The following is a 26,250-nucleotide window of genomic DNA, read 5'->3' as shown; positions in this document are numbered from 1 at the left end:
GCACAGTTTCGTAGCGGCGCGATTCATCGCGCAATAAATTGCGCCGCTACAGCAATGTGTGGCCATTTTGCCTTACACACACTCTCCCAACGTTTCCGGGACACATTGCGGATACGCCTGCAATCTTGCCAGCGCTTCGGCATACGAAGGCATCGAGTGCGCTGCACCGGAGCGTTCCACACACAGCGAAGCATAAGCTGAAGCAAACAGCGCCGCCTGCGGCAGTTCATCGCCGGAAGCCAGCCGCGCCGCCAGTGCGCCATTAAACGCATCGCCCGCGCCGGTGGTATCCAGCGGCTGAGCCGGGAACAGCGGAATACGCAGTGGCGGCTGGTCTGCTACTGACAGCAACGCACCGCAAACCCCCAACGTAATAATCACCTGACGCGCCCCTTTGCGATGCAGCTTCTCTGCCGCTTGCTGCGCGCTGGCGAAGTCGGTGACCTTCACGCCGGTCAGCTGCATCGCTTCGGTGCTGTTAGGCGTCAGCAAATCCACTTTTGCCAGCAGCGCATCGGTGACCTTCTGCCACGGCGCAGGATTCATAATCACAAAGGTGCCACCGGCGCGCGCGTTGTCGATCATGCGCTGAATGGCGCTGAGATTATTCTCCAGCTGCACCAGCAGAATATCGGCTGCCGCAACGGTGGGTTGGCAGCGCGTCACCTCGGCGGCAGTTACGGTGGTGTTCGCGCCGGGATAGACCGAAATCATGTTCTCGGCATCATCACCGGCGACATAAATCAGCGCATTGCCGGTCGGTTTCTCCTTGCAGGTAAACAAGGTAATGGCATCGAAACCGGTCTTTTCCAGATGGCGACGCGCAAACATGCCGAAGTCATCATTACCAATCTTACCGATGTAGTGCACGCGCGCGCCGGCGCGCAGCGCGGCAGTTGCCTGGTTGGCGCCTTTGCCGCCCGGTCCCATCATGCTGGTATGGGCGGTGAGCGATTCGCCCGGCATTGGAAAGCGGTTCATCACCGCGACTACGTCGAGATTGAACGAGCCAAACACACACACTTTTCCTTTCATCATGCACTCCTGAACAGACGTTCGGCGGCTAAACAGGCACCGCGACAACCGGTGTGATCGGTGGATTGGCTAAACACGATCTTCAAACCCTCACGCGTGGCGGGAGGACGAAGATGCTGCTGAATCTGGCTGCGCAGCTGTGCCAGCGGGAAGTCCGCCATCGCCAGCACGCCGCCGCCCAGAATCAGGTATTCCGGATCGAGGATGTTCATCTCGGTGGCAATCAGTTGCGCCAGCCGCTGTACAAAAGCCTGCAGCTCCGGATGCTCACGATGCTGGGTAAACAGCGCCGACATGTTGGTATCCGGCACATGGGCGCTCGCCCAGCGACTCAGCCAATGGCCCGACGTCACGGTTTCCGCACAGCCACGATTGCCGCACGGGCAGGGCAGATCGTTGCCGGCAACAGGCACATGACCCAACTCTCCCGCGCCACCGTGTTGACCATGATAAAACTGGCCGTTAAGCCACAGGCTGTTGCCCATGCCGGTGCCGGGATACAAACCCACCGCGCTGTCGGGCAGCTGCTCCAGCTGCAGTAAATCCCATAGCATCAGATGGTTAACATCTTTGTCCATCGCCACCGGTACGCCAAGGCGTTCGGTGAGCCGCGCGGCAACCGGTTGCTGGTCCAGCGCCTGAATAAACGGCAGCGAAATCACCTGCTGGCGGTCGCGGCTGAGAATGCCGGGTAATCCGAGCATCACGCCGCTAACTGGCTGCTGCTCCAGCGTTTCGCTGATTAACTGGCCCAACGCGTTAAGCGCATCAGGCTGCTGCGCCCAGCTGGCCGTCGGCACTTTACGGAAGCTCGACCAAACGCGCTCCTCTTCCATCAGCTGCAGACGTGTGCCGGTGCCGCCAATGTCGATACCGAGCCAGCATTTTTTCATGCGGATACCTGCGCCAATCCCTGAGCCTCATCAATGCTTTCGCGCATCATATTCCAGGCGGTTTCCAGATCGTCGTGAATATTGAACAGACCGGAGGTGCCGACAATCAGCACTTCTGCGCCCGCACCAACCAGCGTGTTGTAGGTGCGGGTATTGCAGGAACCGTCAATCTCAATCAGATATTGATAGCCGTTGGCCTGCTTCAGCGCTTTCAGCTCCTGTACCTTCTGCACCATTTCCGGAATAAACGGTTGTCCAGCGTAGCCGGGATCCACCGTCATCACGGTGATCTTATCCACCAAATGAATGTAGTGGTGGATAAAGGAGACCGGCGTGGCGGGGTTGAGCACCACACCCACTTTCTTGCCGAAGCTGCGGATCATATTGATCACCCGGAATGCATCGCGGTTGATGGTTTCAGCGTGCGGGCAGATGTAATCGGCGCCCGCTTTGGCAATCACTTCAATGAAATCGGTGGGCTGCTCGACCATCAAATGCACATCCAGCGCCACTTTGGTGAACGGGCGAATCTGCTCAATAAAGAACGGTGACAGCGTGATATTTTTCACGTAATGACCATCCATAATGTCGATATGCAGGAAGTCGGCGCGGGAGTCCAGCACGGCGAGCTGGTGCTTGATCTCCATCAGATTCATACACATCAACGACGGGGAGACTTGAATACGCATCATACTTCCTTTTTTTCGGTCAAAGGGTTAAGCGCCGCCGCCAGTTTGCTGAGCTTGACGGCACGATGTTCGTTAAAGCGAGTTTTGAATTGTTTGAAGGCCAACACCACAATCAGCACCGCGCCCCACATTGCCAGGCTAACGTGCTGGCTGATGTTCATCAGGTTGAAGCCGGTGGAGAGCACTTGCAGGGCGATCAGCGCCAGCACCACGCCGGTCACGCGACCAAAGCCGCCATTCGGGTCGGTGCCGCCAAGGATGATGGCCAGCACCGTCAGCAGCAGATACGCATCGCCGTAACCCATACGCGCCGAGTTGAAGCGCGCCATCATGATCAAACCGGCCAACACGCACAGCAGGCTGGAGATGACGTACACCAGAATCACCATGCGATGCGTATTGATGCCGCTAAACCAGGTGGCGTTGATGTTGCTGCCGCCCATGTAGATGCATTTACCGGCGCGGGTTTTGCCGAGGAACAGCGCCAGCAGCGCGGCGGCAAACAGGAACACCCACAGCGGCAGTGGAACGCCGAGCAGCGTGTTGGAACCGAGCGCCTGCACCACCGACGGCATGCCGCTGACGGCCGCGCCTTTGGTCAGCCAGATGCCGATGCCGTTCAGCGTCATCATGGTCGCCAGCGTCACCAGAATCGGGTGCGCACCGATGCGCGTTACCATCACGCCGGTAATCACGCCAATCAGCGCGGCAATCAGCATCGCGCCGATGATGGCGATGAACAGCCACAACAGTTGCATACCGGTTCCCGCATCGGCGGGCAGGGCGCGCATCAGCGTCCAGGCGATAAACAGCGCCGTCAGGTTGGCGGTGGCGATGATTGCCAGATTCAGTCCGCCGCTGAGAATGGCGATAAACATCGCCAGCGTCAGCAAGCCCAGTTCGGGCAGCTGAAATGCCATGCTCATAAAGGTCGAATCAGTGAGAAAGCGGCCCGGCAACATGACGGTAAAGATCGCCAGCGCCAGCGCGATTAACAGCATCAGGCCGATATTGGTGCCGTCCGGACGCAGAGCAGAGAGTGATTTCATGTTGATGCGGCTCCCGTTAGACGAAACTGACATCAGTTTCTTTACGTTTTTTGTAGTGAGTCACGGCAATAGCCACCATGATCACGCCGCCCACCACGATGTTCATGAAGTAGTTGGAGACGCCAATCAGGTTGAGGCCGTTCTTCAGGATGGCGATAAGAAAGACACCCATCAGCGTGCCGCTGACCGTGCCTTTGCCGCCCATCAGACTGGCACCGCCCAGCACCGTGGCGGCCAGCACATCCAGCTCGCCGCCGACCAGCGCATTTGGCACCACTTCACCCATGCGATAGACCTGCACCAAGCCGCCAATCGCCGCCATGGCACCCAGCCAGCCGTAGGCGAAGACATGAATCAGACCGACGCGAATACCGATGCGGCGCGCCGATTCCGCATCGCCGCCCACCGCATATAGTTGGCGACCGAGATTGGTTTTGTTCAGCAGCAGCGCGGTGAGTCCGGCAATCACCAGCATGGTCACCAGCGGCAAGCCAATCTGGAAGCTGTTGCCTTGCCAGGTGAACGGCAGCACGCTGCGCAGCGTGATCCACCAGTCCGGCAGCGAATAGAGGCTTTTGCCGCCGGTTACCCACATCAACAGGCCAAACAGCAGCGACTGCATGCTGATGGTGATGATGATCGAGACGACGCGCAGCGTGGTGATCAGCAGGGCGTTGATCACGCCAAACAGCGTGCCGCACACCACCGCCAGCAGGATGCTGAGCAGGGCGTTATCAAACTGGAACTGCACAAACAGCGAGGCGATCAGGTATTGCACCACCGACGCCACCGCAGCAAAGGAGATATCGATGCCGCCGGTCACCAGCACCACAAACAGGCCGAGGGCAAAGATGCCGGTCACGGCGTAGCTTTCTGCCAGATCCAGCAGGTTTTGCACCGTCAGGAACTGATCGCTGGCGGCAGAGAAAAACACAATGAACGCCAGCAAAACCCAGGCCAGCCAGCCCTGGCTGGAGCTCGGACGTAAACGAGAAAAATCAGGCATTAATCACCTCCGCCAGCTGCTGTTGCTCAACGGTATCGGGTTGGTATTCGGCATGAACGGTGCCATCACGGAAGTGCAGGATGCGGTCGCAGTTGTACCAAACCTCCGGCACTTCGTCGGAAATCAGGATGATCGACAAACCCTCTTTCGCCAGCAGATGAATTAGCTGATAGATGCTGGCTTTAGCGCCGACATCCACGCCAACGGTGGGCGAATCGAGGATCAGGATGCGCGGCTGGGTCAACACCCATTTCGCCAGCACGATTTTCTGCTGGTTGCCGCCGGAGAGCGTGGAGATGGCCAGATTGGGATCGGCAACACGCACGCCAAGCTGCTGAATCCACTGCAGGATCAGCTTGTTCTTGCGGTATTCATCAATCAGGTGGAAACGGTTTTGCAGCTTGTCGAGGATCGGCAGCACCATGTTGTCGGCCACCGATTGTTGCTGCACCAAACCCAGGGTTAAGCGATCTTCGGAGACGTAGCCGATGCCGGCTTTGATCGCATCTTCGTGCCCACGGAAGCGCACCGGTTTGCTGTCGAGCCAGATCTTGCCGCTGTCCGGTTTGGTCATGCCAAACAGCGACAGCGCCAGTTCGGTACGGCCAGAGCCGAGCAGGCCGCACAGGCCCAGCACTTCGCCCTGATAGAGTTTGAAATTAACGTCATGGTATTGTCCGGCGCGCGTCAGTTTTTCGACTTCGAGGATCAGGCGATCGTCATGGCGCGTCGGCGTTTTCAGCTGATAGTCGAGTTTCAGGCCGGTCATCAGCTCGGTCAGATGGTGCGGCGTCATCGCTTTGGCGGGCCAGCAGCCCATTTTGCGGCCGTCGCGGATCACCGTCACGCGATCTGAGATCTCCAGCACTTCATCCAGTCGATGGCTGACAAACACCACGCAGATGTTTTTGTCTTTCAGGTAACGTACGGTGCGCAGCAGCTGATTCACTTCGGTGCGCGTCAGCGACGCCGTCGGCTCATCCATGATCACCAGCCGCGCATCGGCGACCAGCGCGCGGCAGATCGCCACCTGCTGACGCTGCGCAATCGACAGCGACGCCACTTTCTCATCGAGATCGAGTTCAAACTTCAGTTCATCAATGATGCGCTGCGCGGTTTCACGCAGTTTGGCTTTGCGGTGCCAGCCGAGCAGGCTATTTAGGTTGTGCTCGAAGGCGATGTTTTCCGCCACGCTGAGGTTGGGGAACAGCGACAGATCCTGATAAATCACCTGGATACCGAAGTCACGCGCCTGGCGAGTGGTCAGACGCGGAAAGCTCGGGCCTTCGCCCAGCGTGATGCGGCTGCCGCTATCCGGGGCGTGCACCCCGGAAATGACTTTGATTAAGGTGCTCTTGCCACAGCCGTTGGTGCCAGCGAGACAGTGCACTTCGCCAGCCAGTAAGGTCAGCGAGATATCGCTCAGTGCGCGGTTGCCACCAAATGTTTTCGACAAGTTGTCGAGCGCGATCAGCGTCTGTGGGATCACCTCATTCATCATTACAGCCCCATTTTCACCAGTTTTGGCAGGTTCTCTTTGTCCAGGCTTTCGGTGTTGTTGCCGAGGATGGTGTGGGTCGCCTCGTCAACTTTCACTTTGCCCAAACCCTCGATAGTCATTCCGTCGGTGATTGGCTCTTTCTTCTGCATCATGTCGGCGATACGTACGAACACTTCGCCTGCGGTTTGTGGATTCCAGATGTAGCCGCCTTTGATCGCGCCACGCTGCACCAGCGATGCGCCCTGGCCAGGACTAAAGGCGCCAATTACGCAGACCTGATCGATCTTGTTACGGTTCATCACCGCGCGACCGGCGCCAATCGGACCTTGTGAACCAAAGGCCATAATCCCTTTCAAATCCGGATATTTGGACATCAGTTCGTTAGTGGTGCGAATCGAGTCATCCAGCGACTCGCCGACGCCAAACTTGTCGGTGACCATCTGCATCTTCGGATAGTGTTCTTTTTGATAATTCAGCGCGGCGTCGGTCCACTGCTGGTGCAGCGGCACGGTCAGGCTGCCGACGTACATGGCGTATTTGCCCTCTTCATGCATGCATTTCGCCAGCGCTTTCATATGGTTGATGCCGTGCGTCGGCGCATCCACCAGTTCGAAGTCCCAGTTAGCGCCTTTCTGATCCGGCGATTCGTGGGTGATTACTTCAATGCCGGCATCACGGGCGCGCTTCAGCACCGGTTCCAGCACTTTCGGGTCATTCGGCACCACGCCAATGATGTCGACCTTCTGGGCAATCAAATCTTCGATAGCGCGCACCTGCAGAGCCGGATCGGCCGCCGTTGGTCCCACCATCCACGCGTCAATGCCGCGTTTCGCTGCTTCACTCTTGATGCCCGCTTCCATGGCGTTGAACCACGGAATACCGCCAATTTTCACCACGATGCCCATGCGTAATTTGTCAGCAGCCTGCGCGCCGGAGGCGGCAAACAGGGCGAGCAGAGAACAGGCGATAAGATGTTTTTTCATAAAGACTCCGATTTAATTTTTTATTAGCTGCATCGAATGGCTGCGCTGGGAGCAATCAATAATATTGACGCCGTTCCACGCTAATTCTTGTTCCAGCTCTTTGTCTTTTAATTGGTCAGTAATGAGAAAGTCCACATCGCGATAATGACAAATACGCGCGAATGAGGGCCGCAGGAATTTACTTCCGTCCAGCAGCAGATGTTTTCTTTCCGCTGCTAATAACATTTGCTGTTTTAAATGTGCGTTGTTTTCGTTACCTTCACGTAAATAACCGTCATTGCCTAAACTGCTACAGGAGAAAAAGATCTTATTGATCTGAAATTCCCTGAGCGGTTGCTCGGCGACGACGCCGTGGAAATCTTCATAACGGTCAGAATATTCTCCCCCCAGACAGATGGTGCGGATGCTGCCGCGCGCCGCAAGGGTTTGCACAATCCTGATGGAATTGGTTAATACCGTTAATTCAATATCCGGCAGCTGTCGCGCTAAATACCAGCAAGTGGTGCTGCTATCGAGTAATATACAATCGCCGGGGCTAATGAAATCGAGTGCGCGTTTGGCAATAGCCATTTTTGCATCAACATGTTCATTGACTCTCTGGCGGAAAGATAATTCATACTCGTTAACACCTCGCGTATTTCCCTGAATGTTGGCGGCCTGTCGTTTTGCGGGTACCGCACCACCGTGACTGCGTTGTAACAGACCACGTTTCTCCAGCTGCGTTAAATCACGCCGAATAGTTTCTTGTGAAACCTGACATAACGTGACTAATTCAGCGACAATGACCCGACCATTTAAATTTAATTCGTCAATAATTCGCTGCTGTCTTTCAATCGGCAACATAACTAACCTCCGATGGCTATAAATTACTGGATAGCGCATTTGGAAAGTGTGGGCCGCGCACGAGTCCACAGTCACCAAAACGCCTTAACTGATTAGAGTGATCTGGATCTGTCTTATATGTAAATGAGATGTCTGGTTATCAAAATTAAGTGATATGTATCACATAAATAAGCCTAATGGCGCGAAATCCGCGTTCTACGCGCGTTGCAAATCCAAAACATGGATTTAACCTAACATGACCGCTTATGACCGTTTGTGTGTATTTGACCGTTTTGTGATGAGTTAACAAGAGTCCGACGAATCCGATTGAGCAGTAATCGGTCAAAACGGATGATGAGCGCTTGCCCCATCCAGTACCCGTTCGCCACAGGTGACGGCTTTTTCAGCGGTTAACCTCGCTTTTAGGGCCGGCTCACAATTTAGGCCTGCTGACAGCGTTCCCGTTGCGCTATTATTTTCTTTCAAGGAATTTGGGGACCGATTTTTTGATGTCGTATTGGATGAATTTACTGCTTTTATTGCCCTTTCTTTTTGTCGCGTGCGTTCAGGCTCAGCCACTGCAAAAGTCATTTTCCGACTGGCAACTGACCTGTAACAACGCGGCTTTTTGCGTGGCACGCAGTTTTCCCGGTGACAACGGCTTAGTAATGACGCTCTCACGTCATGCTGGCGTCAACGATCGTCCCTTGCTGCGTATTGATTACGGCAGCGCCTACAGCGGTGAGCTGCCGGGCGGCCCGCTCAAGGATAACCTGCTACTCGATCAACGCCGTCTCACACCAGACCTTAAACACTGGACGGTGGAACCGCATCATCTGGCGACCAGTAATGCTATCGCCATCGACGAGTTTCTGGCGCAGACGCTGGATGCGCAAAATCTGCAGCTGACCTATAAAGCCAACGCCACCATTCCGCTCAGCGGTATGAAGGCGGCATTACTGTTGATGGATGACGTGCAGGGCCGCGTCAACGGTGCCAGCGCCTGGGTGAAGCGTGGCGACCGCGTGCAGTGGGATGTACCGCCGCAGCCAGCGTTGCCGGCGTTACCTTCGCCATTACCGCCGCCGCCGCCGCTGACGCAGGAAGAGACCAGCGGTTTAATTGATTTTGGTACCTGGCGGGTGAATACCGATAACTGCTCGCTCGATCCACTGCGGCGTGAAGTGAGCGTGTCGCCGCTGACCGACAGCAAAGCGCTGCTGCTGATCAGCTGCGAAACCGGTGCGTATAACGTGATCGATCTGGCCTTTGAAGTGACGCGCACGCAGCCTTATGTGTCGCGCGGTCTGAGCTTAACGCTGCCGTTTACGCCGCCGTCACGCGGGGATAATCAGCTGGAGTTGGTGAACGCGGAATTTGATGCCAGCCATGGATTGCTCTACACCTTCAGTAAAGGACGTGGTTTGGGGGATTGCGGCGTGGCAACGCGCTGGCAGTATGACGGCAACGAGTTTGTGCTGGCGGAGTATGCGGAAGAGAAGACCTGCGATGCGTGGCACAGCAGTGAGGATTGGCCAACACTCTGGGTCACTGAATCGCAAAATCCGGCGCAGTCGCGTTAATACCACGTGCAGCATTAAATCATTGCACATTCCGTAGCGGCGCGATTTATCGCGCAATGAATTGCGCCGCTACAGCCTGCACCACAACCCAGTTAGCGGATGGCTTGCACCGTCATCGGTGAACCCGATTGATTGCCCACCAGCTCGGTCAGCATATTATTCACGCCATCGCTCATCGGGGTGAAACGCGTTAACGGCGAGCGAGTCACCACCACAAACACGCCGACGTTGTGCTGCGGCACCATCGCCATATAGGTAATGAAGCCGCCGCCGCCACCGGTTTTCTGAATAATCCCCGGACGACCTTCCTTCGGCCCCATATAGACCCAACCCATGCCCAGCGCATCGGCGCGGCCCGGCACATCCATGCCTTCCACTTTGGTTAGCTGGTCACGACGATAAATCAGCGTTTGCAGGCGATCAATTTGCGGCGTGCGGTGATTCACCGCCGAGTTAAGGAACTGCTGCATCCAGCGGCCCATATCGTCTGGCGTTGAGTAAACGCCGCCGCTGCCGATGGCCGCCAGCGTGTTGTTACACGGACTGGCACCTTTCTCGGCAATCATCAGACGCTGACACTGATCCGGTGACGGCGTAAAGGTGGTGTCTTTCATGCCCAGCGGACGCGTTATCAACTGCTGGAACAGTGCTGGATAGGGCATGCCCGCCGCTTTGGCGAGCGCATCGCTCAGCAGATCAAAGCCCAGGTTTGAATAGGCGGCATTGGTGCCTGGCGCGGCCTTTAATGCCGCTCCGCTCAGCCACTGCCAGCGATCGGACCTGGTCGGCCAGACAAACACCGGACGATGCGGTTTACCGCCGGGCTGCTCGCGCGGCAGGCCGCTGGTGTGGGTGGAGAGGTTAATCAGGCGAATCGGCTGGCCGTTATAGCTTGGCACGCGCGCGCCAGGCGGCGCGTATTTGCTCAGCGGATCGTCAAGACGCAGTTGACCGCGTTCGGCCATCTTCACCATCACTTCGCTGGTCATCAGCTTGCTGAGCGAGGCAATACGAATCACCGAATCGGGCTGCGGACGCACGTTGTTGCCGGGGCGCGTATCACCAAAGCTGGCGAAAACCCGCTGATTGCCATCAATCGCCACCAGCGCCATGCCGGTTGCGCCGCTGCCATAGAAAATGTGCTCGGCGTAGCGATCAACAATTTGCGATGCCAACAGCGGATCGGGCGACGACTGCGCCATGCTTTTTAATGGAAGCACAGTAACCATTAAGGCCAGTAAAAAAGGAGTACGTTTTTTCAACGGGAAAGCGTCCGCTATAAGAATCGGAGGAAAGCTTATAGTAATCAGTTTGCGCGAGGCGTGAAGGGGGCAGGGCGGATTTTTTTCTGTTTCAGGCTGTGATCAAAAAATGGCCCTTACGCCAAAAAGACGCAGGGCCAGATCGATTAGTGCGGCTTGAGTAAAGCTTCAGTATGGCTGACGATGTTCTCGACGGTGAAACCGAATTCCGGGAACAGTTTGCCGGCGGGGGCTGACTCACCAAAGGTGGTCATACCGACAATCGCGCCATCCAGACCAACATACTTGTACCAGTAATCAGCAATACCGGCTTCGACCGCCACGCGCGCTTTCACGCCGGATGGCAGCACCGATTCGCGATACGCGACATCCTGCTTATCAAACACGTCGGTGCTCGGCAGCGAAACCACGCGAATCTTATGGCCAGCAGCGGTGAGTTTATCCGCCGCGCCCAGCGCGATTTCAATCTCCGAACCGGTGGCGATGATGATCGCATCCGGCGTGCCGTTGCTGTCCTGCAGCACATAGCCACCGCGTGCAATATTCGCCACCTGCTCTTTGCTACGCTCTGGCTGCAGCAGGTTCTGACGCGACAGGATCAGCGCGGTTGGCCCATGATGGCGCTCAACGGCGGCTTGCCACGCCACGGCGGTTTCCACCTGATCGCACGGACGCCACACACTCATGTTTGGCGTAACGCGCAGGCTGGCAATCTGCTCAACTGGCTGGTGTGTCGGACCATCTTCGCCGAGGCCGATGGAGTCATGCGTATACACCAGCACCTGACGCGCCTTCATCAGCGCCGCCATGCGCACCGCATTACGCGCGTACTCGACGAACATCAGGAAGGTAGCGGTGTATGGCACGAAGCCGCCGTGATGCGCGATGCCGTTGCCGATCGCCGTCATACCAAATTCACGTACGCCGTAGTGAATGTAGTTACCGGCAGTATCCTCTTTGATCGATTTTGAGCCCGACCAGATGGTGAGGTTACTGGGTGCCAGATCCGCTGAGCCGCCGAGGAATTCCGGCAGCAGCTTGCCAAACACTTCCAGCGTATTTTGTGAGGCTTTACGGCTGGCGATTTTCTGTGGATTAGCCTGCAGCTCTTCAACAAACTTCTGCACTTCGCTACTCCAGTTAGCCGGCATTTCACCGCTCAGACGACGGGTAAACTCCTGCGCCAACTCGGGGTGTGCCTCTTTATAAGCTGCAAACTTATCATCCCAGGATTTCTCGCGCTGCGCGCCCGCTTCTTTGGCATCCCACTGCTGATAAATCTCTTTCGGGATCTCAAACGGCGGATAGTGCCAGCCCAGTTTCTGCCGCGTCAACGCCACTTCTTCTTCGCCCAGCGCCGCGCCGTGCGACTCCTCTTTACCGGCTTTGTTCGGCGAGCCGAAACCAATAGTGGTGCGACAGATAATCAGTGACGGCTTGTCGGTAACGCTTTGCGCCTCTTTAATCGCCGCAGCGATCGCTGCCGAATCGTGGCCGTCGATACCTTCGGCGCTACCGATGACGTGCCAGTTGTAGGCTTCGAAACGTTTGTGCGTGTCGTCGGTGAACCAGCCTTCGGTTTCACCATCGATGGAGATGCCGTTGTGATCGTAGAAGCCAATCAGTTTGCCGAGGCCGAGCGTACCGGCCAGCGAGCTCACTTCGTGCGAGATGCCTTCCATCAAACAGCCATCGCCCATAAACACGTAGGTGTGGTGATCGACGATGTCGTGGCCGGGACGGTTAAACTGCGCCGCCAGCGTGCGTTCGGCAATCGCTAAACCTACCGCGTTGGCCAGGCCCTGGCCGAGCGGTCCGGTGGTGGTTTCCACGCCTGGCGTGTAACCGAGTTCGGGATGCCCCGGCGTTTTAGAGTGCAGCTGACGGAAGTTTTTCAACTCTTCCATCGGCAGGTCGTAGCCGGTGAGATGCAGCAGGCTGTAGAGCAGCATCGAGCCGTGACCGTTGGAAAGAATAAAGCGGTCACGATCGGCCCACGCCGGATTGTTGGGATTGTGTTTCAACACATCGCGCCATAACACTTCGGCGATATCTGCCATGCCCATCGGCATACCTGGGTGCCCGGAATTTGCTTTTTGTACCGCATCCATGCTGAGTGCACGAATTGCGTTAGCCAACTCTCTGCGTGAAGACATAAGGTTCTCCCTTGTGATTTGGCGATAGCGGATGAGCCAATGCCCATCCGCCATAAGAGTGAGTGCGGATTACAGACGAGAAGAGAGCACGTCTTCCAGCTTCTGCTGGTCGACGGCGAACTGACGGATGCCGTCTGACAGTTTTTCTACCGCCATCGGATCCTGATTGTGTTCCCAGCGGAATTCTGCTTCTGAAAGTGAAGCCGGCTGATGGAAACCTTCGGTTGATGGCTCCAGCTTACGCTCCAGCGGCGCGTCGCTATTGGCCAGCTCTTCCAGCAGGTTAGGGGAAATGGTCAAACGGTCGCAGCCGGCCAGCGCCTGAATCTGTTCCACTTTGCGGAAGCTGGCGCCCATGATGACGGTGCTGTAACGGTGCTTCTTGTAGTAATCGTAGATACGGCGCACAGATTTCACGCCCGGATCTTCATCAACCACATACGGATCCATCGGTTTGCGGGTGTTGTACCAGTCGTAAATACGGCCAACAAACGGCGAAATCAGGAACACACCGGCTTCGGCACAGGCTCGCGCCTGAGCGAAGGAGAACAGCAGCGTCAGGTTGCACTGAATGCCGTTTTTCTCCAGCTCTTCAGCGGCTTTGATGCCTTCCCAGGTTGACGCCAGTTTGATCAGAATGCGTGAGCGGTCGATGCCGTGCTCTTCGTACAGACGCACCAGCTTCTCGGCTTTGGTGACACACATGCCACGATCGAAGGAGAGGCGCGCATCCACTTCGGTCGAAACACGGCCCGGTATGCTTTTCAGAATTTCCATACCGAGGTTGATCGCCACTTTGTCGCTGGCGTTGATGATTTGCGTCTCTTTGCTGCCGCCCTGTTTTTTCGCGTAGTCGATGGCGTCATCAATCAGATGTTTATAACCCTCAAGACCGGCGGCTTTCAGAATCAATGAGGGGTTGGTGGTCGCGTCTTCTGGATTGTAATGGCGAATGGATTCGATATCGCCGCTGTCCGCCACCACGGTGGTGTATTGTTTCAATGCATCTAGCTGGTTCATCACTTAACTCCTTGATTAGCAATAATGTGGGCAAAGGTGTTGCACCCATTCCTGTTAAGTATTGGTCCAACACAGTGCTACAGACGTTACACGAAGAAAATGCGTTTTCTCTGATTGTGGCGTCGTGGCGCTTAAGAGGTGCGATAGTGAAAGGAGGACTGGCCTAAACGGTTCAGCTACGCTTTTTGCCATCAATAAGGATAGCAGGCTGTGCCGATCCCGCAGGCGAAGCGGTGGCAATCCGTGCCTTTCAGTCTGTGCGTTCTTTGAGCGCCTTCACCCTCTTTTGTGCCGCACATTCCTATACTGAATGCCTATTTAGCGATGCCAAAGGATGCCCAATGGACGATCAACTCAAGCAAAGCGCGCTCGATTTTCATCAATTTCCCACGCCCGGAAAAATTCAGGTTTCACCCACCAAACCGTTAGCCACGCAGCGCGATCTGGCGCTGGCCTATTCGCCCGGCGTCGCTGCGCCATGTCTGGAAATTGCCGCCGATCCGCTGGCGGCGCGCAAATACACCGCGCGTGGCAATCTGGTGGCGGTGATCTCCAACGGCACTGCGGTGCTGGGGCTGGGTAACATTGGCGCGCTGGCGAGTAAGCCGGTGATGGAAGGCAAGGGCGTGCTGTTTAAAAAGTTCGCCGGCATTGACGTGTTTGATATCGAAATCGATGAGCGCGATCCCGATAAGTTGATAGAGGTGATTGCCGCGCTGGAACCCACTTTTGGTGGCATCAATCTGGAAGATATCAAAGCGCCCGAGTGTTTCTATATTGAGCAACAGCTGCGTGAGCGCATGCAGATTCCGGTGTTCCACGACGATCAACACGGCACGGCGATCATCTGTACCGCGGCGGTGCTCAACGGCTTAACCATCGTCAAAAAAGCCATTGGCGATGTGCGGCTGGTGGTCTCCGGCGCGGGCGCTTCGGCGATTGCCTGTCTGAATCTGCTGGTGGCGCTCGGCATGCAGCAGCACAACATCGTGGTGTGCGATTCCAAAGGCGTGATCTATCGCGATCGCGAGCCGAATATGACGCCGACCAAAGCCGCATATGCGGTGGCCGATAGCGGCGCACGCACGCTGGACGAGGTGATTGGCGGCGCGGATATCTTCCTTGGCTGTTCCGGCCCCAAAGCGCTGACGCCAGAGATGGTGCAGAAGATGGCGCAGGATCCGCTGATTCTGGCGCTGGCCAATCCCGAACCGGAAATCATGCCGCCGCTGGCAAAACAGGTGCGGCCCGACGCGATTATCTGCACCGGCCGCTCTGATTTCCCCAATCAGGTGAACAACGTGCTGTGCTTCCCATTTATCTTTCGCGGCGCGCTGGATGTGGGTGCCACGGCGATCAATGAAGAGATGAAACTGGCGGCGGTCCATGCGATTGCAGCGCTGGCACAGGCGGAACAGAGCGATGTGGTGGCATCGGCGTATGACGATCAGGATTTGAGCTTCGGCCCGGAATACCTGATCCCCAAACCTTTTGATCCGCGTTTGATTGTGCAGATTGCGCCTGCGGTGGCGAAAGCGGCGATGGAATCCGGCGTTGCCACACGACCGATTAAAGACTTTGATGCTTATCGTGAGCAGCTCACCGAGTTCGTCTACAAAACCAACCTGTTCATGAAACCGATCTTCTCGCAGGCGCGCAAAGATCCAAAACGCGTGGTGCTGGCCGAAGGCGAAGAGGTGCGCGTGCTGCACGCCACGCAGGAGTTGGTGACGTTAGGGCTGGCGAAGCCGATTCTGATTGGCCGGCCGAATGTCATCGCCATGCGCCTGCAAAAGCAGGGTTTAAAGATCGAGGCCGGTAAAGATTTTGAGATCGTCAATAACGAGTCCGATCCACGTTTCAAAGCGTACTGGAACGAGTATTACCAGATCATGAAACGGCGCGGCGTGACACCGGAAACCGCCCAGCGCGCGGTGATCGGCAACCCCACGTTGATTGGCGCGATCATGGTACATCGCGGTGAAGCCGACGCGCTGATCTGCGGCACCATCGGCGATTATCAGGAACATTATGATGTGGTGGAGAAAGTGTTTGGGCTGCGAGAGGACGTAAAGGTGGCGGGCGCGATGAATGCGCTGCTGCTGCCGAGCGGCAATACCTTTATTGCTGACACGTACGTCAATGAAGATCCCAGCGCGCAACAGCTGGCGGATATCACGCTGCTGGCGGCGGAAACGGTGCGGCGCTTTGGCATTGAACCGCGCGTGGCGCTGCTGTCGCACTCCAGCTTTGGCACCTCAAATGCGCCGGGCGCGCGCAAAATGCGTGACGTACTCGCGTTGATTCAGCAACGCGCCCCGGACCTGGAGATTGACGGCGAAATGCACGGTGATGCGGCGCTGGTCGAGAGCATTCGCCGTGAACTGATGCCGGACAGCCCGCTAAAAGGCACCGCGAATTTGCTGATTATGCCGAACGTCGAAGCGGCGCGTATCAGCTATAACCTGCTGCGCGTTTCCTGCTCCGAAGGTGTCACGGTGGGACCGGTGTTGATGGGGATCAGCAAGCCGGTACATGTTTTGACGCGTATCGCCTCGGTGCGGCGCATCGTGAATATGGTGGCGTTAGCGGTGGTGGAGGCGCAGACCGAGCCGTTGTAAATGAGGTTTTTTTGAACAGCCCGGAGCGGAAATCAATTGTGCTCCGGGCATGAAAACGTTTTAACGCCGTTTTACCGATGCAACAATCCGCTCTGCCATTTTCTCAATTTCTTTTTTATCCATCGGTGGTCGATCTTTTGCCTGTACGCTGTACTGCATCACATAAACCAGCAAGTCTGGCTGAACGTTTCTGGCATTATGATCCCCGCGTACATACGCGACATAACCATAATCAACCCGGCCATCTTCAAATTCGGCTTTAGCAAATGTTCCTAATCCTTTGCGTCCATCCATTTCAATGGTGCGCCACTTAGGGCTGATTAATTCTTTATTGATGGAACGCCATTGATACTGCCAGTTCCATAGCCAGGTCACATATTCTTTGGCATCCAGCTTAGCCTCTTCTCCCGCATCAGGTGTCATACCAAGATCTTGGATAAATATTGAAATATCTTGATGATCTTTTAGCCGATAGGTGACGGCCATATTGTGCGGTTCCTGACCAGAATCATCAGCAATAAAACCGTAGGGAATACAAAAACCTTGTTTATTTGGGACTTCATATAGCTCACGAGGGCTAAAACGGCTTAGCAGAGATTTAACCTCAGGCTCTTTTTTATGCCACTGATTTTCTGCAGTTTGTGATTTATCCTCTTTATATTTGTCTTTTAAGACCAGAATTGATACAGGCGATTTCCACTATTGGCCTGTATGGTATAACCTCTAATTTGATAAATAGCAAATGCATGATTATAGTCATTTATTAAAAAACCATATAGACGGTGAAACTCATCATCAGGCGTGAGTGGTTCATTAAGGACTCTTAAGTCCTCTTTCTCTCATTCTCTCTTTCCCTTCTTGATATGGCAAGGAATTCATAATCACTTCGGACTTTGTCTTTGTAAGCTGAAAAATCAATTGATTCATGAGACTTAGAAGAAATACCTAGCTTATATTTACCATAATAAAATTCTGAAAACTGTGCCTGAACTCTATCATTACCATTTTCATAAACAGCATCACCGAATGTGATTACAGGCTTTCGTGTTCGCTGGATTAAAATACCATAATCACTTTTAAGCTCTCTGGGAGGGTGGGTGAGATTTTTAACAGCATACAAAGCAACTTCCAATCCTTCGGGAAGCTCCACCTGATAATAGCCAACACATTCCTTCATCCACTCCTGTCCCACAGCATTATTTGAAACCAAGGAGCATAGTACCAATAACGGGTAATATATTTTTCTCACGAAAGCCTCTCTTCACTTTCAACTATTTCATTCATGGTAATTTTCTGTTCATTACTTCCTGAATCATCCCTCTGAGAAATGAGCCTCATATTGTAAGGGATAAGGTTATCTTCACCGGTAGTCCAACCTGTTGACAGGGCAGCGAAGTATCCCTTTATTTCATCAAGTCGATATCGATTCAGGAATATATTTTTTTGTATGAAAGCCAAAATATTTCTGAAAATGGCATGTTTTCTCTATTAGATAGACTGTTTTTTTGATTGGCTTTCATTACTGGCCAGATTGACGCTGGAACGTCACCGTCTTCTTGCGCAGGTCTGTTATCATCAGAATAGTTTTCTCCGGTGCCCTTTTCTGGCTTAGGCATATTACAGGGAATAAAATTGAACACAGCATTAAAAATCCTGGCATTATCTTTCGCTATCGCTTGAATCTTTTCCCATATCGCTTTCAGCGCCGGTTTATCCAGTGCTTTTTCACACTCAGCAGCCGCGCTGCCCATCCACTTACGCCACGCTTTCTGGCGCAATTCCCTGGCAAACGTGCGGCACGGCTCAGGTGTGCCGCTGCCATCGAGATCGTGAACGCTGTGATCCATATCGGCTATCGTCACCGCCAGCTCAGAATCGCCATCGCCCAGCAGGCTGCGGTCGTTGATGCTGGCGCTGCCCACCAGCACCCATCGATCGTCTACGATCATCAGCTTGCTGTGCACGTAAATTTGCTCGGTGACTGGCTGGCCGTTCAGCTCACCGTGATCGCGCATATTCAGTAGGGTGACAAATTCGTAGCAAGCCTCAATGTCGATATCCAGATAGCCGTCGCCGCACACCTCTTCCAGCTTAGGTATTTGCAGGTGCCACTGTTTTAGTGGCACCTGCATTTCTTCTAGTTGTTGTTTCACCCACAGGGTGCGGCGGATGCGGTTTATTAGGCTATGCGAGCCAAACACCAGTGACTGCCGCGTCAGGTGAATCTGCGCCACGATGGTGGGATCGTCCAGCCGGCCTTCCGGATAGACCGGTAGCATAATGTAGACGTGAAACGGCATCGGATTGAACGAGATAATGTGGCACTTTATCTTGTTGTCTAACCACTCAGCCACCTGATTTTCGGGGGCGGGCTTGTCAGGAAATCTGCGCGTAATAAAAGCTCCGGCAGAGGGTGTTATGCTTTTTGCCACCGGACTTAGCGCCTTCGGGCCCTTTATCGAAGACTCGCCAAATGCCGAAACGAAAAACTGGTTCTCGATATAAATATAATGATCAGCCTTGTCGATCAGCAGCTTCATCGCCTCCATTACGTCATGCTGCGTTTTGCTCTCCGGCGGCTGCCCGCGCAGCGGCCGTTTCTGCTCGCTCCGACACATCTCCTGCGATGCGCTGCGTAATACCTGAACGTGGCAGGAGCCGACTCTCTCAGGTCGCGTGGCCGGGATGTGCAGTTCTGGAGTCTGTGTCAGCAGTAACGATTTGGGATAGTTCGGTGGATAGCTGTTCCAGCGCAGAACAAAGTTGGCTATCAGGTCATACACAGCTGGGCCTTCAATCTCCACCTGATAATCCTGCCACGGCATGCGCGGCTGGATTTTTGCGTCCAGATAGGTGCTTTCTTTAGCCTTGCCTGGCGACTGGCTTTCACGCCGCGTTAGTACCGCGTCAATGATACGCGTCACGCTAACGGCCTCGCGCTTTTTCGCCTGTTCGCGTGCATTGGGATCGCGATCTAATCGCGGATCCGCATGTGGCGTCGCGTACTCTTCCATCGGGTTATAGCCCCGGCCCGCAGCCATCACGGGGACACAGGGATTGTACATGTTCATCCCCTTACGGCCTGCCGCATCAGCCTGCATGCCATAGTTGTCATCGTATCGACCGTAGGCAAGGTCGATGCCGCCGACAAACGCCAGTCGCTCATCAACAATGACGCATTTCTGATGATGAGAGAAAAACTTGCCGGATTTTGAACCGGCGCGCAGCAACATGCTGTTGACGGAAAATATCTATTAGCGCTTTTTAATCGACGCAACTATATGTTCTGCCATTTTCTCCAGTTCTTCGTGATCGAATGGGGGATGGACTGTAGCCTGAGTACCCTTACGCATGACGAAAAACATAATGGTTGGTTCATCCGGGGTTTTGCCTTTGACGTAAGCAACGTAGCCATAATCGACAGATTTATCGTAACGGGTGAATTTTGCAAAAGCGGCTACGGCTTTGCGACCATCAATTTTTGGATAGCTAAACCCTTTCCCATAAAGCTTTATATCCCGGAATTTTACCCCATAAATACGGTTCCAGAACTCAGTAACATATTCTTTCTCGTTCATATCAAATTTTGGCCGATTATTACCTGGGCCAGGATCTGATGTCAGAGTTTGAAAGAGGATCGTCACATCAGGATGATCTTTTAACCGGTAGGTAACAGCCATATTGTGTGACTCATGACCGGAATCATTAGCTATGAATCCGTAAGGGATGCAGAAGCCTTGTTTAGCTGGGACTTCGTATAAATCGCGAGTGCTGAAGCGGCTTAGCAAAGATTTAACTTCAGGCTCTTTTTTATGCCACTGGTTTTCTGCCTTTTGAGATTTATCTTCGAGATAATTATCTCTTTTTGACCAGAACTGATAAAGTCTTTTTCCACTGCTAATGTGAAGGATATAGTCTCTGAATTCATAGGCAGAGAATGCATTATTATAGTCTTTAATTAAAAAGCCATGGAGTCTGTTGAATTCATTTTCTAGTGTGAGTGGTTCATCGAGAACTCTCAACCTTCTTTTTTCAATCTGTCTTCTGGAGTTAATATTAAAATCATAATCACTTATAACCTTTTTTTTATATTCAGAGAGATTTATTAGATTTGATTCTTCAGAAAAAATAACTAGATCATAATTATCATAATTAAAATATGAAAATTGAGCCTGGACTCTATCATCACCAGACTCACGGGCTTTAACGCCAAAAGTAATTACTGGATTACGTGTGCGTTGTACTAAAATGCCAGAGCGACTTACAGGTTCTTTGGGAGGATGAGTAATATTTGTTATTACGTAAAGCGCTGTTTCAAGCCCGGCAGGAAGTTCCAGTTGATAATAGCCAACACATTCATTTTTCCATTCTTGCCCAGCTGCATTAGTAGAAACTAAAAGGCACAATGAAAATAAATAGACGTAAAGAAATTTCATGAGGCCACCTCATCACTCTCATCATTTTTATTTATGGCAACCGATCGGTTTTCGTAGTCCTGCGTGTAATGCTTGGCAATTAATCGCATATTATAAGGGATTAGATTGTCCTCTCCTGATGTCCAGGCAACTGCAAGTTCTGTGAAGTAGCCTTTTATTTTTTGTAACCGATGATTGTTTCCAAATCGTTTTTTATTGTATTCTCGCCAAAAAAAATCAGAAAATGGCATTTTTTCACTGTCAGTAATTGAAATTTTTTTATTGGCGGCTTGCGTCGGCCAAATTGGAACAGGAGTTTTATCGACTATTACTCTCGATTCCATTCTTTCTAAATAATTGTTTTTTTCGAGGTTTTTGATTCGAATTCATTGCGGGGAATAAAATTAAAAACATCTTCATAAATATCTGAATTGTCTCGAGCTATAGACTGCATTTTTTCCCAGCTTGCTTTCAGCGCTGGTTTATCCAGTGCTTCTTCACATTCAGCCGCCGCGCTTCCCATCCACTTACGCCACGCTTTCTGACGCAGATCTCTGGCAAATGTACGGCATGGCTCAGATGTGCCGCTGCCATCGAGGTCATGAACACTGTGATCCATATCGGCTATCGTCACCGCCAGCTCAGAATCGCCATCGCCCAGCAGGCTGCGGTCGTTAATGTTGGCGCTGCCCACCAGTACCCAGCGATCGTCAATGATCATCAGCTTGCTGTGCACGTAAATCTGCTCGGTGACTGGCTGGCCGTTCAGCTCACCGTGGTCGCGCATATTCAGCAGCGTAACGAACTCATAGCAAGCCTCAATATCGATATCCAGATAGCCGTCGCCGCACGCTTCTTCAAGTTTAGGTATCTGCCTATGCCACTCTTTTCGTGGCACTGCCATCTCTTCCAGTTGCTGCTTCACCCACAGGGTGCGGCGGATGCGGTTTATCAGGCTGTGTGAGCCAAACACCAGCGACTGCCGCGTCAAATGAATCTGCGCCACGATGGAGGGATCGTCCAGTCGGCCTTCCGGATAGACCGGTAGCATAATGTAGACGTGAAACGGCATCGGATTGAACGAGATAATGTGGCCTTCAATCTTATCTGCCAGCCACTCCGCTATCCGATTTTCAGGCGCGGGTTTGTCCGGAAATCTGCGTGTTACGAACGCGCTGGCTGAGGGATTTATGCTCTCAGCCACCGGGCTCAGCTTACTATCCGGAGGAATTGAAGACTTCCCAAACGCCGAAACGAAAAACTGGTTCTCGATATAAATATAATGATCAGCCTTGTCGATTAGCAGCTTCATTGCATCCATCACGTCATGTTGCGTTTTGCTCTCCGGCGGCTGCTCGCGCAGCGGCCGTTTCTGCTCGCTCCGACACATCTTCTGCGATGCGCTGCGTAATACCTGAACGTGGCAGGAGCCGACTCTCTCAGGTCGCGTCGCCGGGATGTGCAGTTCTGGAGTCTGTGTCTGCAGTAACGATTTGGGATAGTCCGGTGGATAGCTGTTCCAGCGCAGAACAAAGTTGGCTATCAGGTCATACACAGCTGGGCCTTCAATCTCCACCTGATAATCCTGCCACGGCATGCGCGGCTGGATTTTTGCGTCCAGATAGGTGCTTTCTTTAGCCTTGCCCGGCGACTGGCTTTCACGCCGCGTCAGTACCGCGTCAATAATGCGTGTCACGCTAACGGCCTCGCGCTTTTTAGCCTGTTCGCGTGCATTGGGATCGCGATCTAATCGCGGATCCGCATGTGGCGTCGCGTACTCTTCCATCGGGTTATAGCCCCGGCCCGCAGCCATCACGGGGACACAGGGATTGTACATGTTCATCCCCTTACGGCCTGCCGCATCAGCCTGCATGCCATAGTTGTCATCGTAACGACCGTAGGCAAGGTCGATGCCGCCGACAAAAGCCAGTCGCTCATCAACAATGACGCATTTCTGATGATGAGAGAAAAACTTGCCGGATTTTGAACCGGCGCGCAGCACGTGAAATGCCCGACGTCCGACATGACTGTTAAGAGCAGCAAAAACGCGTTCGGTGGCGGCCGAGTAAGTTTCCATTGGGTAGGGATCTTTCCAGGGCATGATGTACACCTTGAGCGACGGTGCGGCCATCACCGCCGCCAGTAGTGAATCGACTAGCCTCACACCGTCAGCCAACTGGGCATCCCAGTTGACTTGCCAGCCAGTGATGTAAATGGTTTTCTGCGCCTGTGTAAAAGCTTCCAGCAGCGCAGCAAAATACTCTTTGCCGCCGAGGTGCGCTTTCACACGATTGCCAGCTGTGAACTGTGCAAAACCATTGTGCACCCAGTGATTCATCGTCGCCGTGGCGATGTGGCTGGTATCCTTGTCTTCATCGAAGTAGACCGCACAGCTGTGCGGATAATCGTTAAAACTGTCGCCTGACATATTATTTCTCCTCCTTGAGGACCGACGGTGAAGCCTCTGTTTGCTGTTCTTTGCGAATGCATTGCGTGAACGCTGAGAAGGGAACCTCGCTGCCGCTAGCCCGGTTAAACGCACGGTGATAACCCAGTGCATCCAGTGCGCAGGCCTCTTTCACCGCCTCGTCTGCCGTAGATGGGATGATGCTTAGCCGTACGCGCAGCACGCGCTGTCCACTCACTAGCCATAACCGATCTGCATGTTGTTTCGCCAATTCAGCCAGATGCGTTTGTTGCTCCGCGGATAGCAAACGGCCCTGAGAGTCGGACTCTCCACGCATAACAATTTCATCGGTGCTCATCGCCTCACTTTTAGACTGCGCGATGACAATTTGCCAACTACGCTGAGCATGGGCATGACCAGCCGAACCCGGTGCATCGCCCAAATAAATTAACGGGTTAAGCGCGCGGCGACCTGCTTGTTCTGCAAACCGGTCTGCCAGCGGCATCACCGGCATTTCGACCGGCATCTTCCGCGCCACCGCCTTGTGCGTGCGCATAGTCTTGCGCGCATACTTTGCCTCGGTGCCGTACTCAATCCGCCCGGCTTCCAGCTTCAGGTAACTGCCGCCGCCTATCAGCACGATGCGTTTCTTGCTGGCGAACAGTATGTCCTGCTCCGCGCTCATGCTCAGCTTCTTCGCTGCCATGATTTTCATCGCCGCATTCTGCGCTTCAACCTTTATCGGCCCTTCACCCGCAATCAGACTCAGCTTATCTTGGTGCGCAAACAGCCCGACTTTTTCGCCCGCCATCAGGTTGACGTTGCCCATCGCCCCGGCGCTGATGTCACCGCCCGCGTTGATGTGGATGTTCTCCGCCGCCGCCATCTGCAGGTGCTCGCCACTGGTGAATGCCACGCCTTCGGGAGCCGAGAAGTGAATCAGCTCGTTCAGCGGCTGCAGGCGCTTGCTGAACATCTCACGCTGCACGTTGATATCGACAATCAGCGCGTCAACCTGCTCCTGCACCAGCTTCAGCTGCTCGATTTGTTTAATCGCAATCTCGATTTCGCGCAGCGTGGTCGCCATGTCCAGCACCTCGCCCACGCCTTTGGTCTGGCCATCGGCGGTGACGAATAAACCTTTCGCCACGCGTATCACACCGTGTTCGTCGGTGTGCAACTCAAAGCCGCTGCCACGCGGTTTGTCCTGCTTATCGGTGATGTGGCCCTGATTAAGCTGGGTTTTACCATATTCAGTAGTGAGCGCGATGTGTTCCGCGCCGCGCTTGTCTTCCATGCGCAGTTCATTTCCGGCGGGAGTGCGCAGAATGTTCTGGCTGCGGTTGTCGCGGCTGACGACGTCGGGATGTTCGGAATCGTGAAAGGCGTGCGCGATGTACGGGCGGTCCGGGTCGCCGCCGTCAAAGGCGATGCCAACTTCGGTGCCCTGAATCAGCGGCGCGTGGAAGCCATAATCTCGTCCGGCATAGGGTTTTGCCAGCCGCACCCACAGGTAGCTGTAGCCTGATTCGCTGAACAGGCGGTCAACGTCCAGCTTCACCCGGTAGCGTCCCGTCTCGTCGAGATGGGCGTAGATATCATCGGCGTTGCGGCTTTCAACACGAGCCGGATGGGTGCCGACAATTTCAGGACGCGGCACAGTCGCCGGGCGGAAGCAGAAAGCCTCGGTGTACGGCATGCCCCAGACGGAAACGTGCAGGCGCGAATCGCGCGACGCGATGAAGGTGACCAGCGTCATCACCACACCGTTTTGCAGCGCGCGGATAACCTTGCCCTGCGGCTCCAGCACCGCGCCCGGCGTCAGGTGCGAGGCGTTGCTGAACAGGTGCACGTAGTCGGCACGCTTCAGCTCGCGCTCGTGGGCGATGCGCGCGTAAAACCGTCCTGACTCGGTTTCGTCCTCTTCACCGGGATTCAGATATGGGCCGATATAGCGATAGTGCTCGCCAGTGGTAGTGGCACCGCTGCTGACAGCCGCATCAGCGTCGCCGGGCTCGCCCGCCTGACGATAGTTGTAGTCGCGCACGCGCACGCTGCCGGTGACCACGTTATGCCAGGTGCGCACGCCCCACACCGACTCACGTGCGCCGTCGTGCAGGCCCGAAAGCTCGGCGTACGGCAGCGCCACGTCAAACTGATAGCCCTGCTGCGAATCGGCGAAAATCAGCGTTTCCTGTTCGGTGACCGCGTTCATCTCCGAACGGAACCAGATGCCGACTTCAGACAAAATGCGCTGCAGGAATTGCAAATCACTCTCCTGCCACTGGGTAATCAGCTCGCGCGCCGGGTACTCGCGCGTCAGGCGGAAATCAAAGTCCGGCCCTTCAAAACCGTGCTGGCGCAGCAACTGTTCCGCCAGCTCCGGCACGCTGAGGTTCTGAAACACCCGGCTCTCGCAGGTGAGCTTCATCAGCGCAAGGCGCGATTCAAGAATGACGCGATAGTGCGTCTGGTCAGCGCTCTGGCTCAGCCACTCCATGCGGGTGATGACGCCGTGCACCACCTTGCCGCTGCGCATCCTCAGGTTGGCGAATTTGTTCAGCAGCTCGTCTTTAACCGGCAAATCGGTGGTGAACTCAATGTCCCAGCGGAAGGGCTCGCTCAGCGCCTCGCGGCCGCGAAAGCGCAGCACGTCAGGGCGCACTGACGTGTTGTTGATGGTAAGGGTGTAAAGCGAGAGTGAAGCCGTGGCAATGAAATCTTTCAACGTGGCACCTTCCTGGTTCCGTTTAGCCGTCAGATGACGGTTAATCCACAAATTGAGAAGGGTGATTCTGTGGTAAATAA

General features: G+C 54.3%; 20 protein-coding genes. 2 read left to right on the top strand and 18 right to left on the bottom strand.

Translation table 11 applies throughout. The annotated features are described in order from the left end of the window. Positions 1-72: 72 nt before the first annotated feature. The 8 genes from K5Y33_RS09665 to K5Y33_RS09630 are packed head-to-tail and all read right to left on the bottom strand — an operon-like array spanning position 73 to position 7,999. Complete coding sequence (locus tag K5Y33_RS09665; RefSeq protein ID WP_101763542.1) at positions 73-1,035, bottom strand: ribokinase; 963 nt, start codon at positions 1,033-1,035, stop codon at positions 73-75. Next, complete coding sequence (gene alsK / locus K5Y33_RS09660; protein ID WP_222233779.1) at positions 1,035-1,928, bottom strand: allose kinase; 894 nt, start codon at positions 1,926-1,928, stop codon at positions 1,035-1,037. Before alsK ends, K5Y33_RS09665 begins: the two co-directional genes overlap by 1 nt. Then, positions 1,925-2,617: a D-allulose 6-phosphate 3-epimerase gene (alsE, locus tag K5Y33_RS09655; RefSeq protein WP_061717928.1), complete on the bottom strand. Its 693-nt coding sequence runs from the start codon at positions 2,615-2,617 to the stop codon at positions 1,925-1,927. Before alsE ends, alsK begins: the two co-directional genes overlap by 4 nt. Beyond that, positions 2,617-3,666 carry an ABC transporter permease gene (locus K5Y33_RS09650; protein ID WP_110866505.1) on the bottom strand — a complete coding sequence of 350 codons (1,050 nt, stop codon included), beginning with the start codon at positions 3,664-3,666 and terminating at the stop codon, positions 2,617-2,619. The genes alsE and K5Y33_RS09650 overlap by 1 nt, the downstream gene beginning before the upstream one ends. A 16-nt stretch (positions 3,667-3,682) precedes the next feature. Next, entirely contained in the window at positions 3,683-4,672 is a 990-nt protein-coding gene (locus tag K5Y33_RS09645) for an ABC transporter permease (protein ID WP_101763545.1), read from the bottom strand. Then, complete coding sequence (locus K5Y33_RS09640; protein WP_192411950.1) at positions 4,665-6,170, bottom strand: sugar ABC transporter ATP-binding protein; 1,506 nt, start codon at positions 6,168-6,170, stop codon at positions 4,665-4,667. The genes K5Y33_RS09645 and K5Y33_RS09640 overlap by 8 nt, the downstream gene beginning before the upstream one ends. 2 nt (positions 6,171-6,172) lie before the next feature. Then, complete coding sequence (locus tag K5Y33_RS09635; protein ID WP_110866506.1) at positions 6,173-7,156, bottom strand: substrate-binding domain-containing protein; 984 nt, start codon at positions 7,154-7,156, stop codon at positions 6,173-6,175. A 12-nt stretch (positions 7,157-7,168) separates the two neighbouring features. Then, a complete protein-coding gene (locus K5Y33_RS09630; RefSeq protein ID WP_101763547.1) occupies positions 7,169-7,999 on the bottom strand; it encodes a DeoR/GlpR family DNA-binding transcription regulator in 831 nt (276 codons plus the stop codon). 488 nt (positions 8,000-8,487) lie between these two features. On the opposite strand from K5Y33_RS09630, the gene K5Y33_RS09625 reads away from it, so the two are divergent. Then, the gene (locus K5Y33_RS09625) at positions 8,488-9,561 is read left to right on the top strand and encodes a DUF1176 domain-containing protein (RefSeq protein WP_222233778.1); all 1,074 of its coding nucleotides are present in this window, start codon (positions 8,488-8,490) and stop codon (positions 9,559-9,561) included. A 92-nt stretch (positions 9,562-9,653) separates the two neighbouring features. Here K5Y33_RS09625 and ampH read toward each other — a convergent pair whose 3' ends face one another. From ampH to tal, 3 genes are all read right to left on the bottom strand, one after another. Then, positions 9,654-10,823 carry a D-alanyl-D-alanine-carboxypeptidase/endopeptidase AmpH gene (ampH, locus tag K5Y33_RS09620; protein WP_137386250.1) on the bottom strand — a complete coding sequence of 390 codons (1,170 nt, stop codon included), beginning with the start codon at positions 10,821-10,823 and terminating at the stop codon, positions 9,654-9,656. Positions 10,824-10,969: 146 nt separating this feature from the next. Next, entirely contained in the window at positions 10,970-12,979 is a 2,010-nt protein-coding gene (gene tkt, locus K5Y33_RS09615; RefSeq protein ID WP_101763550.1) for a transketolase, read from the bottom strand. A 69-nt stretch (positions 12,980-13,048) separates the two neighbouring features. Continuing rightward, positions 13,049-13,999: a transaldolase gene (gene tal, locus K5Y33_RS09610; RefSeq protein ID WP_101763551.1), complete on the bottom strand. Its 951-nt coding sequence runs from the start codon at positions 13,997-13,999 to the stop codon at positions 13,049-13,051. A gap of 341 nt (positions 14,000-14,340) precedes the next feature. Here tal and maeB point away from each other — a divergent pair, with 341 nt between their 5' ends. Then, positions 14,341-16,620, top strand: a complete 2,280-nt coding sequence (maeB, locus tag K5Y33_RS09605; protein WP_222233777.1) for an NADP-dependent oxaloacetate-decarboxylating malate dehydrogenase — start codon at positions 14,341-14,343, stop codon at positions 16,618-16,620. A 60-nt stretch (positions 16,621-16,680) separates the two neighbouring features. Here maeB and K5Y33_RS23665 read toward each other — a convergent pair whose 3' ends face one another. The 7 genes from K5Y33_RS23665 to K5Y33_RS09575 form a co-directional block, all read right to left on the bottom strand. Next, positions 16,681-17,139, bottom strand: a complete 459-nt coding sequence (locus tag K5Y33_RS23665) for a hypothetical protein (RefSeq protein WP_370634111.1) — start codon at positions 17,137-17,139, stop codon at positions 16,681-16,683. 304 nt (positions 17,140-17,443) lie between these two features. Continuing rightward, positions 17,444-17,797, bottom strand: coding sequence for a hypothetical protein (locus K5Y33_RS23660; protein ID WP_255610249.1), 354 nt, complete (start codon positions 17,795-17,797; stop codon positions 17,444-17,446). Positions 17,798-18,047: 250 nt separating this feature from the next. After that, a complete protein-coding gene (locus K5Y33_RS09595; protein WP_222233776.1) occupies positions 18,048-19,853 on the bottom strand; it encodes a phospholipase in 1,806 nt (601 codons plus the stop codon). A 21-nt stretch (positions 19,854-19,874) separates the two neighbouring features. Further along, positions 19,875-21,056: a T6SS immunity protein Tli4 family protein gene (locus K5Y33_RS09590; RefSeq protein WP_222233775.1), complete on the bottom strand. Its 1,182-nt coding sequence runs from the start codon at positions 21,054-21,056 to the stop codon at positions 19,875-19,877. Then, complete coding sequence (locus K5Y33_RS09585; protein ID WP_222233774.1) at positions 21,053-21,379, bottom strand: hypothetical protein; 327 nt, start codon at positions 21,377-21,379, stop codon at positions 21,053-21,055. Before K5Y33_RS09585 ends, K5Y33_RS09590 begins: the two co-directional genes overlap by 4 nt. A gap of 5 nt (positions 21,380-21,384) precedes the next feature. Next, positions 21,385-23,463 carry a phospholipase D-like domain-containing protein gene (locus tag K5Y33_RS09580; RefSeq protein WP_222233773.1) on the bottom strand — a complete coding sequence of 693 codons (2,079 nt, stop codon included), beginning with the start codon at positions 23,461-23,463 and terminating at the stop codon, positions 21,385-21,387. A gap of 1 nt (position 23,464) precedes the next feature. Continuing rightward, the gene (locus K5Y33_RS09575) at positions 23,465-26,170 is read right to left on the bottom strand and encodes a type VI secretion system Vgr family protein (protein ID WP_255610248.1); all 2,706 of its coding nucleotides are present in this window, start codon (positions 26,168-26,170) and stop codon (positions 23,465-23,467) included. Positions 26,171-26,250 lie beyond the last annotated feature (80 nt).

Source organism: Pantoea sp. DY-17 (assembly GCF_019795975.1).
Lineage (GTDB): Bacteria > Pseudomonadota > Gammaproteobacteria > Enterobacterales > Enterobacteriaceae > Pantoea > Pantoea leporis.
Note: the sequence above shows the minus strand (reverse complement) of the source record. Positions and strands in the feature narration are given on the sequence as shown.

What these genes read in the sequence shown, in the direction of transcription:
- K5Y33_RS09665 (WP_101763542.1), bottom strand. Translation starts at nt 1,035, where the DNA reads ATGAAAGGAAAAGTGTGTGTGTTTGGCTCGTTCAATCTCGACGTAGTC.
- alsK (WP_222233779.1), bottom strand. Translation starts at nt 1,928, where the DNA reads ATGAAAAAATGCTGGCTCGGTATCGACATTGGCGGCACCGGCACACGT.
- alsE (WP_061717928.1), bottom strand. Translation starts at nt 2,617, where the DNA reads ATGCGTATTCAAGTCTCCCCGTCGTTGATGTGTATGAATCTGATGGAG.
- K5Y33_RS09650 (WP_110866505.1), bottom strand. Translation starts at nt 3,666, where the DNA reads ATGAAATCACTCTCTGCTCTGCGTCCGGACGGCACCAATATCGGCCTG.
- K5Y33_RS09645 (WP_101763545.1), bottom strand. Translation starts at nt 4,672, where the DNA reads ATGCCTGATTTTTCTCGTTTACGTCCGAGCTCCAGCCAGGGCTGGCTG.
- K5Y33_RS09640 (WP_192411950.1), bottom strand. Translation starts at nt 6,170, where the DNA reads ATGAATGAGGTGATCCCACAGACGCTGATCGCGCTCGACAACTTGTCG.
- K5Y33_RS09635 (WP_110866506.1), bottom strand. Translation starts at nt 7,156, where the DNA reads ATGAAAAAACATCTTATCGCCTGTTCTCTGCTCGCCCTGTTTGCCGCC.
- K5Y33_RS09630 (WP_101763547.1), bottom strand. Translation starts at nt 7,999, where the DNA reads ATGTTGCCGATTGAAAGACAGCAGCGAATTATTGACGAATTAAATTTA.
- K5Y33_RS09625 (WP_222233778.1), top strand. Translation starts at nt 8,488, where the DNA reads ATGTCGTATTGGATGAATTTACTGCTTTTATTGCCCTTTCTTTTTGTC.
- tkt (WP_101763550.1), bottom strand. Translation starts at nt 12,979, where the DNA reads ATGTCTTCACGCAGAGAGTTGGCTAACGCAATTCGTGCACTCAGCATG.
- tal (WP_101763551.1), bottom strand. Translation starts at nt 13,999, where the DNA reads ATGAACCAGCTAGATGCATTGAAACAATACACCACCGTGGTGGCGGAC.
- maeB (WP_222233777.1), top strand. Translation starts at nt 14,341, where the DNA reads ATGGACGATCAACTCAAGCAAAGCGCGCTCGATTTTCATCAATTTCCC.
- K5Y33_RS23660 (WP_255610249.1), bottom strand. Translation starts at nt 17,797, where the DNA reads ATGAAGGAATGTGTTGGCTATTATCAGGTGGAGCTTCCCGAAGGATTG.
- K5Y33_RS09595 (WP_222233776.1), bottom strand. Translation starts at nt 19,853, where the DNA reads ATGTTGCTGCGCGCCGGTTCAAAATCCGGCAAGTTTTTCTCTCATCAT.
- K5Y33_RS09590 (WP_222233775.1), bottom strand. Translation starts at nt 21,056, where the DNA reads ATGAAATTTCTTTACGTCTATTTATTTTCATTGTGCCTTTTAGTTTCT.
- K5Y33_RS09585 (WP_222233774.1), bottom strand. Translation starts at nt 21,379, where the DNA reads ATGGAATCGAGAGTAATAGTCGATAAAACTCCTGTTCCAATTTGGCCG.
- K5Y33_RS09580 (WP_222233773.1), bottom strand. Translation starts at nt 23,463, where the DNA reads ATGTCAGGCGACAGTTTTAACGATTATCCGCACAGCTGTGCGGTCTAC.